Origin of the sequence: Desulfopila sp. IMCC35006 (assembly GCF_005116645.1) — a bacterium.
GTDB lineage: Bacteria > Desulfobacterota > Desulfobulbia > Desulfobulbales > Desulfocapsaceae > Desulforhopalus_A.
In genome coordinates, this window is record NZ_SWCM01000003.1 from 434,713 (window position 1) to 447,600 (window position 12,888).

12 protein-coding genes and 1 tRNA gene are annotated in these 12,888 nt (G+C 51.1%); 9 read left to right on the forward strand and 4 right to left on the reverse strand.

Going from position 1 to position 12,888, the window contains the following annotated elements; genetic code table 11:
* Nucleotides 1-41: 41 nt before the first annotated feature.
* The 5 genes from hutH (at nucleotide 42) to FCL47_RS08175 (ending at nucleotide 3,763) form a co-directional block, all read left to right on the forward strand.
* Entirely contained in the window at nucleotides 42-1,574 is a 1,533-nt protein-coding gene (hutH, locus tag FCL47_RS08155; protein WP_136813052.1) for a histidine ammonia-lyase, read from the forward strand.
* Between the two features lie 12 nt (nucleotides 1,575-1,586).
* Nucleotides 1,587-2,339: a histidine utilization repressor gene (gene hutC / locus FCL47_RS08160; RefSeq protein ID WP_136812990.1), complete on the forward strand. Its 753-nt coding sequence runs from the start codon at nucleotides 1,587-1,589 to the stop codon at nucleotides 2,337-2,339.
* A gap of 225 nt (nucleotides 2,340-2,564) precedes the next feature.
* Nucleotides 2,565-2,879: a YdhR family protein gene (locus FCL47_RS08165; RefSeq protein WP_136812991.1), complete on the forward strand. Its 315-nt coding sequence runs from the start codon at nucleotides 2,565-2,567 to the stop codon at nucleotides 2,877-2,879.
* A gap of 60 nt (nucleotides 2,880-2,939) precedes the next feature.
* Nucleotides 2,940-3,389, forward strand: coding sequence for a PaaI family thioesterase (locus FCL47_RS08170; protein WP_136812992.1), 450 nt, complete (start codon nucleotides 2,940-2,942; stop codon nucleotides 3,387-3,389).
* A gap of 29 nt (nucleotides 3,390-3,418) precedes the next feature.
* Nucleotides 3,419-3,763, forward strand: coding sequence for a DUF1330 domain-containing protein (locus tag FCL47_RS08175; RefSeq protein WP_136812993.1), 345 nt, complete (start codon nucleotides 3,419-3,421; stop codon nucleotides 3,761-3,763).
* Nucleotides 3,764-3,849: 86 nt separating this feature from the next.
* On the opposite strand, the gene FCL47_RS08180 is transcribed toward FCL47_RS08175, so the two are convergent.
* Nucleotides 3,850-3,926: transfer RNA gene (locus FCL47_RS08180), tRNA-Pro, on the reverse strand.
* A 64-nt stretch (nucleotides 3,927-3,990) separates the two neighbouring features.
* Nucleotides 3,991-4,239, reverse strand: a complete 249-nt coding sequence (locus FCL47_RS25595; RefSeq protein ID WP_136812994.1) for a tyrosine-type recombinase/integrase — start codon at nucleotides 4,237-4,239, stop codon at nucleotides 3,991-3,993.
* 195 nt (nucleotides 4,240-4,434) lie between these two features.
* Between FCL47_RS25595 and FCL47_RS24365 the strand changes: the two genes are divergently transcribed.
* On the forward strand, nucleotides 4,435-4,587 hold the full coding sequence (locus FCL47_RS24365) for a hypothetical protein (protein WP_153306360.1): 153 nt from the start codon (nucleotides 4,435-4,437) through the stop codon (nucleotides 4,585-4,587).
* A gap of 35 nt (nucleotides 4,588-4,622) precedes the next feature.
* On the opposite strand, the gene FCL47_RS08190 is transcribed toward FCL47_RS24365, so the two are convergent.
* The gene (locus tag FCL47_RS08190; RefSeq protein WP_167496415.1) at nucleotides 4,623-6,575 is read right to left on the reverse strand and encodes an ATP-binding protein; all 1,953 of its coding nucleotides are present in this window, start codon (nucleotides 6,573-6,575) and stop codon (nucleotides 4,623-4,625) included.
* A gap of 309 nt (nucleotides 6,576-6,884) precedes the next feature.
* On the opposite strand from FCL47_RS08190, the gene FCL47_RS08195 reads away from it, so the two are divergent.
* The 3 genes from FCL47_RS08195 (at nucleotide 6,885) to FCL47_RS08205 (ending at nucleotide 11,705) form a co-directional block, all read left to right on the forward strand.
* On the forward strand, nucleotides 6,885-7,907 hold the full coding sequence (locus tag FCL47_RS08195; RefSeq protein ID WP_136812996.1) for a transglutaminase-like domain-containing protein: 1,023 nt from the start codon (nucleotides 6,885-6,887) through the stop codon (nucleotides 7,905-7,907).
* A gap of 74 nt (nucleotides 7,908-7,981) precedes the next feature.
* Entirely contained in the window at nucleotides 7,982-8,638 is a 657-nt protein-coding gene (locus FCL47_RS08200) for a 4Fe-4S dicluster domain-containing protein (protein ID WP_136812997.1), read from the forward strand.
* A 10-nt stretch (nucleotides 8,639-8,648) separates the two neighbouring features.
* Nucleotides 8,649-11,705: a molybdopterin-dependent oxidoreductase gene (locus FCL47_RS08205; RefSeq protein WP_136812998.1), complete on the forward strand. Its 3,057-nt coding sequence runs from the start codon at nucleotides 8,649-8,651 to the stop codon at nucleotides 11,703-11,705.
* Between the two features lie 168 nt (nucleotides 11,706-11,873).
* On the opposite strand, the gene FCL47_RS08210 is transcribed toward FCL47_RS08205, so the two are convergent.
* On the reverse strand, nucleotides 11,874-12,857 hold the full coding sequence (locus tag FCL47_RS08210) for a Gfo/Idh/MocA family protein (protein WP_167496416.1): 984 nt from the start codon (nucleotides 12,855-12,857) through the stop codon (nucleotides 11,874-11,876).
* Nucleotides 12,858-12,888 lie beyond the last annotated feature (31 nt).

Consider the following 12,888-nt stretch of genomic DNA (forward strand, 5'->3'; position numbering starts at 1 on the left):
GGCTGCAGCTCCCCCATTCATTTCACAGGACGACAATAATGATCACCGAAATAGAAATCGACCCTGGCAAACTCACCCTTGACCAACTCCGGCTCATCGCGAAAGCACCGGTGAAAGTACGCCTGGCGAAAAGTTGCCGGACACCAATTGATGCATCGGTTAAAACCGTAGAAGACGTCATCAAACAGGGACGGGTCATTTACGGCATCAATACCGGCTTTGGCCTGCTGGCAAGCACCATTATTCCGAACGAAGAACTGGAACATCTCCAGCGATCCATCGTCCTCTCCCATGCCGCCGGCGTCGGCACTTTTATGCGGGAATCGACCGTGCGGCTGATGATGGTCCTTAAAATCAACAGTCTGGCTCGGGGCTATTCCGGCATTCGGCTCGAGGTCATCGAAGCGCTGGTGCAGCTGGTCAATGCCCAAGTGTACCCATGCGTCCCCCAGAAAGGGTCGGTTGGCGCCTCCGGCGACCTGGCCCCTCTTGCCCATATGAGCACGGTTCTCCTTGGTGAAGGGGAGGCACTGCATCAAGGAAAAATAATTTCCGGCCTGGAAGGGTTGCAGATAGCCGGTCTTTCACCCATCACCCTCGGCCCTAAAGAAGGGCTCGCCCTGTTGAACGGTACCCAGGCGTCAACCGCTTTTGCCCTGGAGGGACTGTTTGCCGCCGAAGAGTTGTTTGCCGCCGCCATGGTTTCGGGCAGTCTCAGCGTTGAGGCAGCGCTGGGCAGTCGACGGCCTTTTGATCCCCTGGTCCATGCGGTCCGGGGCCATAAAAGCCAGATCGATGTTGCGGCCTGCTACCGGCGCCTTCTGGACCACAGTGAAATTGAGCTCTCCCATAAATTCTGCGAGGCGGTGCAGGACCCGTATTCCCTGCGCTGCCAGCCGCAGGTCATGGGTGCCTGCCTCACCCAGATCCGCAATAGTGCCGAGGTAATCGCCACAGAGGCAAACGCGGTATCCGACAATCCGCTGGTTTTTTCCCGGGAAAACGACATTATCTCCGGCGGCAACTTTCACGCCGAACCGATCGCCATGGCCGCGGACAACCTGGCCCTGGCCATTGCCGAGATCGGCGCGCTTTCCGAACGGCGCATGGCCCTGCTGATCGATGCCCACATGTCCAAGCTGCCGCCGTTTCTCGTCGAAAAAGGCGGTCTCAACTCCGGCTTTATGATTGCCCAGGTAACTTCAGCGGCTCTTGCCAGTGAAAACAAGTCGCTGGCCCACCCGGCATCCGTCGATAGCCTGCCGACCTCAGCCAACCAGGAGGATCATGTCTCCATGGCTACCTTTGCCGCCAGACGACTTCTTGAAATGGCCGACAATACCGCGGGTGTACTGGCCATTGAGCTGTTGGCAGCCTGCCAGGGTGTCGATTTCCGCGCCCCTCTCAAGACCTCGCCCCTGCTTGAAGAGGCGAAAGCGCTGGTCCGCGAGGTGGTTGCCTTTTATGACCAGGACCGGTACTTTGCCCCGGATATCAAAAATGCCCAACAGCTGGTGCAGGCGGGTGCCTTCAATCATCTGGTCAGCGCCGATCTGTTGCCGAGTTTCACCTGACATTTCAGAAAGATGGATAAACTAACCACTCAGACTGGCCGACCGCCGCTCTACCAGCAGGTAAAAGAGTATATAATCGACAAGATCAATGATTCGGCCTTGCTGCCCGGCATGAAGATCGAATCGGAAGCCGAGCTGGTTGCCGGCCTCAATGTCTCCCGCATGACCGTCAACAGGGCCCTGCGGGAATTGACCGCCGAAGGGCGAATCAAACGCATCCAGGGCCGCGGCACCTTTGTCGCCGATCGAAAACCGCAGGCGGCCCTGCTGCAGATCAGCTCCATTGCCGAGGAGATTCGTGCCAGGGGTGGCTCCTACTCCTGCACGGTGCACCTGCTGCAGGAAGAAAAGGCCAAACCGTCGGTGGCCCTGGCGATGCAACTGCAGCCGTATGCTCCCGTATTCCACTCCATTATTGTCCATAAAGACCATAAGGTGCCGATCCAGCTTGGCTGCCGATATATCAATCCCCGCATTGCCCCTGCTTATCTCAACCAGGATTTCAGCCGGATTACCGTAAGCGATTACCTGCTCAGCATCGCTGCGGTAACTGCGGTTGAACATATCGTCGAGGCGTTGATCCCCGACCCCTGGATCCGCGACCTCCTGGAAATAAACGCAGCAGAACCATGCCTGGCCCTGCATCGCAAGACCTGGGTCGGTGAGCTGGTTGCCACCAGCAGCACCTTCTACTCACCGGGCTCCCGCTATACCCTGGGCGGCAAATTCACTCCCACCGCATCCGGCAGCATCGACATTGCATAAATTTTCCGGGAAGGGGCAATCGACCGCATCAGAATGAGAAGTTGAGTGGTACTCCTGCCCTTGTCACCCATGAAAAAAAATGGTTAGTACCATACAGCTTGTTGTCTTTTTTGGTTTGCAGGAAAGACAATCTGCCTCAAGGTACCTCTGTACCTCTTCCGTCTGTTAAACGCAGTAACCTGATACACGTTGAATTTGAAACACGTGAACCACCCGGAGGGATCAATGATTACCGTAATTGCTGAATTCAAACTTCCAGAACCACTCACGAACCATGCGGCTCGACAGATTTTCCTGGGTACCGCTCCGAAATACCAGGGCATGCCCGGGTTGATAAGAAAGTACTATTTTTTGACGCCAGACGGCACCAAAGCCGGAGGTGTCTACCTCTGGCAGTCCCGGGAGGATGCTGATGCGTTGTACACGGACGAGTGGAAAGCGTTCGTGCGGAGTAAGTATGGCTCCGATCCCACATTGACGTATCTCGACACGCCTGTTGTGGTCGACAATGTTTTACATGAAATCATCTCTGAGCAGTAAAAAGAGGAGAATGACTCGAGGTCCTTTCCGGGAAAAAACATTTAGCAAGAGAGGTTGATTATGCAATTAGAACTCACTCAGGAGAGGCTTGACTTTCTTGAAAAAGATTTTCGCCGGGGATTTATTGAATTCTGTGGATTCGAGGTGTTAAAAGCAGGAAAAGGAATTTTTGCATCCACTTTAAAAATTGGCGACAATCATAAAACCCAGGATAATTTCATACATGCCGGGGTAATTGCTACTATGTCTGACCATACCGCCGGCTACGCTGCCTACACCCTTGTGCCCGACAGGAAAAGAATATTGAGCATCGAATTTAAAATCAATTTTTTAAAACCCGCCTATGGCCATGCACTGCGGTGCAGCTCAGAAATAATCAGTCAGGGAAAACAAATAATTGTCGCTCAATCCACAGTCTTTGATATCAGGGACACCCATGAAAAAATGGTTTCCAGAAGCACTATCACCCTGATGGTTATAGATGCCGCCAAACTGGAGACAAAGAACTAACCGCCAAAACTCACCGAGGAGAAACACCCATGTCCCAGCCTGTCTACGCCCTCAATCTCTTCAACGTTTCGAACAGGGATGAGTACCTCGCCTATTCAAGGAAATCGGTCCAGGAAGTCAAAGCTCACGATGGCCGCGTCGTGGCCCTGGGAAAATTCCGTGCGGCTGCCGGAGGCGACATCGAGCCCCGCAGTGTTTTTATCCTGGTTGAGTGGGCCTCACAGGCAGCCTTCGACAACTACTGCAACGACCCAGCCCTTGCCGATCTGCATGCGCACCGCGTCAATGGAACGAGCAACTACATCTGGCATCTGTTCGACAAGCTCGAAGACCTCAGACCAATACTCAAGGGAAAGAATGAAGAGCAGGAGTAAAGCGGTACTGAGTGATACGGCCCCAGGGATGACAGCATGTGCAACAAAAAAAGGGTTTCAGACAATCGCCTGAAACCCTTTAGAATTGGTCGGGAAGAGAGGATTTGAACCTCCGACCCCAGCGTCCCGAACGCTGTGCTCTACCAGACTGAGCCACTCCCCGACTGCGTTTGCACGTTTTTTCTTTTTAGATTTATATTACCAACTGTTACCAGTGGTACCAAGGGCTATTCCTCCTCGAAAACTGAGGGTAATTTCCCTACAGCCTCTTCGCTCAAGCTCTGTGAAAAGTGCTGACAGGTGTCGACCGTTTGTTGAACAGATCGGCGACCTTGTAAGACGCTAACGTGCTTCAAATCTGCTCCGTTGTCAAGTAATTTTGTCGCAATTGCGTGCCTCAAATCACACATTTTTATCCTGCGGGTAATTTTCGCCCTCCGTTTTGCCTTTTGGATATCTGACAAACCATCTGCCATTTGCTGGACTGATATTGCTGGTTCACCATGTCTATTAAAAATAAACCAAAAAAGTGAAGAAGGGCCGCCAAAGACAACAATATTCGAGTATGCCGGGCACAATGTGGATACTTTCCTCGTTGTCAGACACAACGTCTGTCATTAGTAATTGGATATTATCCGGCTCCGGGAACTGGCCTGGAAGTTCACCGAAAGGTGATGACCGGCGAGGTGATCGGGGTTGCGGTAGAGGAGATTCGTCTATTGCGCGGGGTGCAGCAAGGGGGGCGCCTCTGCCTGCTCTACCGGATGAAGGGCGAAATGGGAACAAGGATTTTTCAGTTTCCCGACCTTCGAGATCGAGAATAAGCAAGAATACCGTAAAGCGGTACCTTGACCGTCAGTTATTGCAATGCATCCCTGGTCGCTTTTGCCAGGGCTTCCACTCGATAGGGTTTTTTCACATAGACTGCGGCACCCAGTCTCTTTGCCTCATTCACTCGCTCCGATTCAGAGAACCCGCTGGTGATAATGGCACGCTGGCCGGGGTGATTACAGATGATACGCCGATAAGTTTCCAAACCGTCAATGCCTGGATCCATGATCATGTCCAGAACCAATAGATCGATCTGGTGGTTTAAGAGATAATCGACAGCGGTCTCGCCACTGGAAACGCTTTCCACTTGATAGCCGATTTGGCTCAAGATAGCCGTGGCGATTTCCCGCTGTTCTTTTACATCGTCAATGACTAAAATCCGTTGCCCGGCACCTCTCATTTCCTCTATTTTTTCTAGTTCATTCACCTGTATTCGAGGTGCCTTTGTGGATGAAAGATAAATAGTAACGGCAGTGCCCTGACCCTCCACGCTCTGAATGTCGATGTAGCCGTGATGGTCCTTGACGGTTCCCCATACCACGGCCATACCGAGACCAGTACCACTGCGCCCCATCATTTTTTTAGTATAGAAGGGTTCAAATATTCGACTGACATCCTCATCCGGGATGCCGATGCCGTTATCCATTATCCGCAGCATGACATAATCCCCTTCTTCAACATCGTCATAACCTTTAATCGGGGTATCTATATAACGGTTCTCAGTTTTAATACGGATAACACCTTCAGTGGATATCACTTCTGTTGCATTGACAATCAGGTTCATGACAGTTTTTGCGAGATGAACAGGAGACCCTGAAAGAGAGAGAAGATCAGGGGATAGGTTCAGTTCCATCTTGATTCCAGGATGAGTTCTGCGAAGAATTTCATATTCGGGATTTTTCAGGTAGTCGTTAATCACCTCATTCAGGTTGACAGTCTCGGAGACCGCAACCCCTCGACGTGCCAAGGTCAACAGATCCTGAACGATATTGGCAGCGCGTTCGCCGGAGCTTTGAATGGTACGGATGGATTTTTCCAGAGGACTGTTCTCCGGTAGTTTCATCAAGATGAGTTCAGGATAGCTGACCAGTCCCGACAGGACATTGTTCAGATCATGAGCAACACCTCCTGCCAGAATACCAATGGCCTCCATTTTTTGAGCCCGCTGGAGTTGCTCAAGCAGTCGTTTCTTTTCCTCGGCAGCAGTCACCCGCTCGGTGATATTTCGTACCATGGCCAGCGCCAGATCATCGGATACCGCGACTAACCGACATTCGAAATGCCGGACTTCATCTCTAACCGGCAGGTGATATTCAAATACCCTCACTCCTCTGGAAGCAAAGGTTCCGATAAGCTGCTTTCGGAAATTCCCGGCGACATCCGCCGGCATAACCTGTTCAATTGTCTTCCCTACACACTGCTCGGAGGTGATAGTGAAATCTTCCGCCCCCCCCCTCAATTCTAAAAACCGGCCGACATTATCGAACTGAAACAACATATCGGGAATGGCATCGAGAATTCCATGTGTCCTCGCTTCACTTTCCCGCATTCTGTCCACTGCACGTTTACGCTCAACGACCTCCTCCTTTAGAGACTGCTGGCGTTCCCATACTTCATCTGCCATCTTGCTGAATCGCTGGGCTATACCGATCAATTCCTTATGGCGAACATCATAGAATCGATAGCCACGATCACCCCGGGCTACTTTTTCCATCTCCTGAGAGAAAATGGTTAAGGGCTTTCGTATAAGCACGCGTAAAATTATGCCCGTGGCTATGACAATAACCAGAAGAGATACCGCGAGCACCACGATAGCAATATTACGAAGCCAGGCCAGATCATTGAGAAAGGTGTCGAGTGAATCCGTATCATAGATTGATCCTGGTAAAAAAACAAAAAAGCTCTTTCGAATCCGGCCTACAGGCAGAATCGCTCCAGCCGTGCCCGATGGAATTGAATTGGAAAAGTCGTTGTCTGGCATATACCCGAGTTTCTGGTTCTGATTCCATGTATTCACCATTTATCTTAGATAGTGCCTCTCTCGAAAGCAATGCTCCAAAATGTGCGGACGTACCTTTTAAACTTTATGGTCTGTGAAGCTGAATGTCAGTCGATCCACTATACCTATTGAACCAATAGACAAATTCTATTACTTTCCTGCCAATTATAGGGATTAAATATTTTACACTGCTTAGCAATTAGCCTAAGTTAGACCACGATTGAGTTGGTTTCTTACGTTATCAATAATCAGGCATGCCTATAGTATTCATGCAAAGGAAAAGATAAGCAAATGAAAAAGAATCTGATACTTATTGCGGCAGCCTTGTTGCTGGCGATGCCCTTCTCTGTCCTCACGGTCTTAGCAGCGTCCGAATCATCTGGAACAATTACCATGGAATTCGATCTCTCCGGTCACCCTTCCGACCAGGAGACAAAATTGTGGATTCCCTATCCTCTCTCAGATCGGGACCAGCTGGTATCGAATATTGCCGTATCCGGTAACTATGCTCAATCGGCAGTTTATTCCGACCAAAAATATTCTACGCCGATGCTCTATGCCCGTTGGGACAAAGGCACGAACACCCGAAAACTCGTGCTCAAATTCTCCGTTACCCGCCAGGAAGTCATCAGAAAAGATTTTCCGAAACAGGAAGCACCCTGGGACCCTGCAGATTATGCCCTGTACCTTGCCCCGACCAGTCTTGGGCCTATTGATGGAGTGGTCAAGGATTTGGCAGACAAGATAGTCGGTCACAATACTACCGTCTATAGCAAGGCCAAAGCTATCTATGACTGGACTTGTGAGAATATGTACCGTGACCCCAACACCAAAGGTTGCGGCCCCGGCGATGTCTGCTCCCTGCTGCAAACACCGGGTGGTAAATGTACCGACATTCATTCAGTATTTGTCTCCCTCTGCCGGGCGGTGGGAGTTCCGGCCCGGGAAGTCTTCGGTATCCGTCAGGGGAAAAAGGAAATTGAAGACATAACAACGTGGCAACATTGCTGGGCGGAATTTTTCCTGCCAGGTTATGGCTGGGTGCCTGTCGACCCTGCCGATGTCCGCAAAATGATGCTGACTCAAAATCTCAAACTTGACGATCAGAAAACCAAAGAATACCGAGAGTATTTCTGGGGTGCGTGGGACGCCTACCGTGTCAAGCTGGCGATTGGACGGGACTTATTACTTAATCCTCCGCAAGCGGGCAAACCGCTCAACACCTTCGGATACCCTTACGCCGAGATTGGCGGCAAGGCCCTGGATTGGCTTGAACCCGCGACCTTCAAGTACACCATCACTTACCATAAATAATAACAGATACTCCGTCGAAAAACCTGGGATCACCGAAATTCGGTGGTCCCATTTATTTTTGGAGAAACGAAACAATGGAAGAACGACGAACGTTTTTTAAAAGAACCGGCGTGCTCATTCTCGGTCTGACCGGGATAGCAACACTTTCTACCGCTGTATCTCGAGGCAGTTCGTCAACGGTCAGACCCGCAATGATCATCGACGTCAACCGCTGTACTGGCTGTCATTCCTGTGTCATAGCCTGCAAAGAACACAACCTTACTCCGGAGGGCTATTTCAACACCACCATTATCACCAAAGACAAAGGTGAATTCCCAAACGCCTGGCTAACATACTCTCCGGAATTATGTCACCAGTGTGAAAATGCTCCCTGTATTCAGGCATGTGGTTATGGGGCAACCTTTGCCCTTGCAGACGGAATTGTTGTCACCGACTGGGATTTGTGCGTTGGGGATGGAGCGTGTGTCGACGCCTGCCCCTACAACGCCAGATTTCTCGATCCAAACAATGGCAACAAAGCCGATAAGTGTGATTTTTGTGTCAGCAGACTGCAGAAAGGCCTGGCCCCTGCATGCATTGACGGCTGCCCGTCGCATGCTCGAGTTTTTGGCGACCTATCAAACCCACAAGGAGAATTTGCTGACTACGTCCGCCTCTTGATACAAGATCAGCCCAATATCTTCGAAGAGCACAAGGAAAGACTTTTCCATACCATTGCCAAAAAAGGTTGAGGAATTATCCATGACAGAAATAATCAAACAGGATACACCCGCTGACACTATTGACAGGCGTCAATTTATCAAGGGCACGGCCGCGACAATGGCGGCCATTGGTTTCACCGCGTCGAGCCGCGCTGAAGCAGAGGAGAGGCGCAGGGTACCGGAAGCGCATTACGGGCAGACCGCAGATCAGACAGATGATGACGTTCGGGTGGTACATTCTGTGTGCCTCGGCTGCAACGCCCGTTGCGGCAACCGACAGGTCGTCAGAAACAACCGATTGGAAAAAATCTCCGGCAACCCCTACCACCCATATAACAGCATGGGTAAACCGATACACTATGACACCCCAGTCGAATCGACCCTGCACTTGCCAAGTCCTGTCTGTGGTAAGGCCCACGACGCGGTGGGCTACGTCTACAATAAAAGACGACTCATCAAACCACTGAAAAGATGCGGTGAAAGAGGAGAAGGGAAATTTCAGGAGATCAGCTGGGACCAGCTTATCAGGGAAATCGCCCAAGGCGGCAGACTCTTTTCCCACCTTGGTGAAACCCGTGATGTACCTGGACTTGAATCCTGTCTCTCCGATGCACTGATTGACCCAAAAGATCCAAAACTTGGTTCCAAACGAAACAGCTTTGCCATGATCACCGGACGGCTGCAATCCGGACGATCAGAGTTCATTGATCGGTTTGTAAAATCTTCGATTGGCTCAATTAATCGTATTGGGCATACCGACATTTGCGGCCTTGGCTTCAGGATGGGTAATTTTGCACTGACAGAGGGAAAACAGGTTGAACTGAAAGCCGACCCTTGGGGTGCTGAATATATTCTTGTCTTTGGTGCTAATATCTATGAGGCACTTCAGCCCGGTATCAATACTTATGGGGCAGCAGTAGCTGACAGGTATGCCAAAGGCGAGGTCAAGTTTACAATCGTCGATCCGAGGGCACAGAATGCCGCGGTCCACTCCCACGATTGGGTTCCTGTTATTCCTGGACGGGACGGAGCCTTTGCCATGGGGATGATCCGCTGGATGATTGAAAACAATCGATGCAATAGCGCCTACCTCTCTCTTGCTCATCTTGATGCTGCGAAGAAAAAAGGATTTTCCTGTTACTCCAATGCAACCCATTTGGTCATTGATGAACCTGATCATCCCGGTTATGGACAGTTTTTACGAGTAGCTGATTTGCAAAGCAATCCCACAGAAAACGACAAAACCATCTTCATGGTGTTAGATGATGACGCAAATCCACTTCCTTATACCGCCAACGAGACGGCACTACTGGACAGAGAAGCATCCGTCATGGCAGAAGATGGCAAAACTTTCAAAGTGGCAACATCCTTTGCCCTTATGAAACGTGCGGTTTTTGCCCATACACTTGGCGAATACTCAACGTTCTGTGGAATTCCAGAGGCACAGATCATAAAGACAGCCAGGGATTTCACCAGCTACGGGACGAAAGCAGCCGTCTGTCAATATCATGGCGCCGGTAACTATACCAATGGTACTTACGCCGCATTTGCGGTGGCACTGCTCAGTGTTCTGGTGGGCAGCATCGGAATGAAAGGCGGCTATCTCACCGGTGGCGGCGCAGTGGCATCCTGGAAGAATGGCGAATATGATCTCAATAACTTTCCCGGTAAAAAGAAACCAACTGGTGTTAAAATTTCCAGAGAGGGTGGCAAATACGAAGAGACCGCCGAATTTGCGGCCAAGAAAAGCCAAGGTGGCACCGGGTACCCCTCGCATCGGCCCTGGTTTTCTTTTACTAGAGGCGGTCTCAGCGTCGAGGCAATGAGCGGCATCGATGAACAATACCCCTACGGCTGTAAAGTTCTCTTCACCTATTTCTACAACCCTGTCTATTCAACCCCCGGCGGCTATCGCTATCGGGAAACACTCCGAAACAGCGAAAAGGTACCGCTCCATGTATCAATCGATATAGGCATAAACGAATCAAATCTCTATGCCGACTATATCGTGCCGGACGTCACCTATCTCGAAGGACACTATGGCTGGCTGAATCCCCATGCCCCCGCCCTCAAGTTTACCGGCGTGCGCATACCCTGCCTGGAACCTCTTACCGGCAGGACACCTGATAACAAGCCATTCTGCCTTGAAACATTCCTCATCGATCTGGCACTGGCTCTCAAACTACCCGGATTTGGCGACAATGCCATTGCCGGCAGCAATGACGCAATGTATCCACTTAACACCGCCGAGGATTTCTACCTGAGGGCCTACGCCAATATTGCCCAGGGCGCCAATCTGCCGCAGGCATCCAAGGAAGATACCCGCTTTGTCGAAAAGAATTATCCCTTAGCCCGAAATCGGACGATGTTTTCCGATCAGCACTGGCGTCAGCTCTGCCATATGTTGGCTCGAGGCGGCATCTTTACAGGGTACGATACGGGATTTTCCGGGGAGACCTTTCTGCATGGCATTGACAGAGTGGTCCTTTACAATGAGAAACTGGCCAAAACGCGCAGCAGTCTCACGGGAAAACGGTTTTCAGGCACAGTGCAATACCTGACACCGGAAGACGCTTCAGGCAAAAACATTGCGCAGCAGGACCAGGACTATCCTTTTACGGTTATCACGTATAAGATGCATGTCCACACCCAATCGAGGACTACCTGGCATCGCTATGCCATGGAGCTGTTTCCGGAAAATTTTATTCAGATCAATACCCTGGACGCCAAAGCACTTGGTTTGCAAAGTGGCGATAAGGTGCGATTGCGCTCCGTGAGCAATCCTGCAGGGATTACTGGAAAGGTTGCGGTAACCCAGGTCATTCGTCCAGGCTGTGTAGGTATTTCGTTTCATTACGGTCACAGTCAGCTTGGCGCCAGTCCAGTTCTGGTTGTTGGCGCAAAGGATGTTTTCCTCGGTGGCCCGGAAGTGTGCGACAAAGATGGAGTGACCGGGGTTCCTGCATTGGGTGCCGGGACCAATCCCAACCTGATCGGCAGACTCGACACCAATATGGCGAACACCCCGCTGGTAGACGTGTTGGCAGGTATACCTGACTTCAGCAGCACTCGGGTTAAAATTGAAAAATCAGCCTGACAGGGAAGCAACAGATATTGTACATGAGAAAAAGTAATGGATTATGGCGGCGGATGGATGGCATTTGCCGCTGTTCACGATCTGCCACAAACTTATTTTTTGCAGCAGAGATCATCCCGTCTGACGTTGTTCTTAGCAACGATACCTTCTCGCAGCATGGGTACCGATTTACAATTCATCAATAGTTACCCATTGGTCGGTGGCAACAGATTTTCGGCAGGCATGACAGATTTTTACCGCGGCAAGCCCTTCCGCGCCGGGAATCGGATTATCGATGTCGCCCTGCAGATATGCATACCAATCCTCAAGCAACGGCAGGATCGCCGGGCCCGGAGGTGGTACCGGCAGGTGGCTGATATCCATGCCGACTATTTTCTGCAGCAGGCCGTGCACCTGATCACCATGCAACTGTCCTTTTTCACATACAAATTCATACCGGCAGGCCCGCGAAGGGCTTACTTTACTGGTATCAATGGTCCCGAGTGCCCCATCCGCCATCAGCACCTCGGCGGTTACAACATCTTCCAGTCGCGGATTATAAATATTTCGGGCGGTCGCCCGGATTCTGACGATCTCCTGGCCGGTAATAAAACGCAGGGCGTCAAAAAGGTGCACCGCCGTGTGAAAAATCACCCCTGCACCGGCAATTTCCGGCTGTTCAAGCCAGGAAAGCGTCGACGGCTCCAACCGTTGCGAGGCACCAAGGGAAAATACCCTGCCCATCGAGGGCAGCATATCTCTTAGGGCACATATCACACTATTATATCGCAGCGTCTGGCCGATGGTAAGCGGCAGGGACTTTCGCTCAAACAGGGCAACCAGTTCTTTTGCAGTATGAAAGTCAGTAGTCAGCGGTTTTTCAAGGAGCAGCGGTTTATTCTGCGCAGCACAAAAACGGGCAATTTCCGGATTGAGATTGGGGGTGGTAACACAAATAACCGCATCCACCAGGGGGGAACTGACCAGCTCGCGCCAATCGGCAAACAGCCTGGTGTTCCAGGCTGCCGCCTGTTCCTTTGCAGCGGCAGATCGCCTGCTGATCGCGGCAAGCTGGAAACAGTGGCCAAGATCCTTAACGATATGATTGGCATACCGGCTGCCGTGTTTCCCCGTACCAATGATACCGACTCTGAGTGGATCATTTTTGATCATGCGTCGTCCCTGGTGTCTGGTGCCTGGAGTC

Excerpts from the sequence above, each read along its gene's own strand:
- hutC (WP_136812990.1), top strand. The coding sequence starts at position 1,587 with ATGGATAAACTAACCACTCAGACTGGCCGACCGCCGCTCTACCAGCAG.
- FCL47_RS08165 (WP_136812991.1), top strand. The coding sequence starts at position 2,565 with ATGATTACCGTAATTGCTGAATTCAAACTTCCAGAACCACTCACGAAC.
- FCL47_RS08170 (WP_136812992.1), top strand. The coding sequence starts at position 2,940 with ATGCAATTAGAACTCACTCAGGAGAGGCTTGACTTTCTTGAAAAAGAT.
- FCL47_RS08175 (WP_136812993.1), top strand. The coding sequence starts at position 3,419 with ATGTCCCAGCCTGTCTACGCCCTCAATCTCTTCAACGTTTCGAACAGG.
- FCL47_RS25595 (WP_136812994.1), bottom strand. The coding sequence starts at position 4,239 with ATGGCAGATGGTTTGTCAGATATCCAAAAGGCAAAACGGAGGGCGAAA.
- FCL47_RS08190 (WP_167496415.1), bottom strand. The coding sequence starts at position 6,575 with ATGCCAGACAACGACTTTTCCAATTCAATTCCATCGGGCACGGCTGGA.
- FCL47_RS08195 (WP_136812996.1), top strand. The coding sequence starts at position 6,885 with ATGAAAAAGAATCTGATACTTATTGCGGCAGCCTTGTTGCTGGCGATG.
- FCL47_RS08200 (WP_136812997.1), top strand. The coding sequence starts at position 7,982 with ATGGAAGAACGACGAACGTTTTTTAAAAGAACCGGCGTGCTCATTCTC.
- FCL47_RS08205 (WP_136812998.1), top strand. The coding sequence starts at position 8,649 with ATGACAGAAATAATCAAACAGGATACACCCGCTGACACTATTGACAGG.
- FCL47_RS08210 (WP_167496416.1), bottom strand. The coding sequence starts at position 12,857 with ATGATCAAAAATGATCCACTCAGAGTCGGTATCATTGGTACGGGGAAA.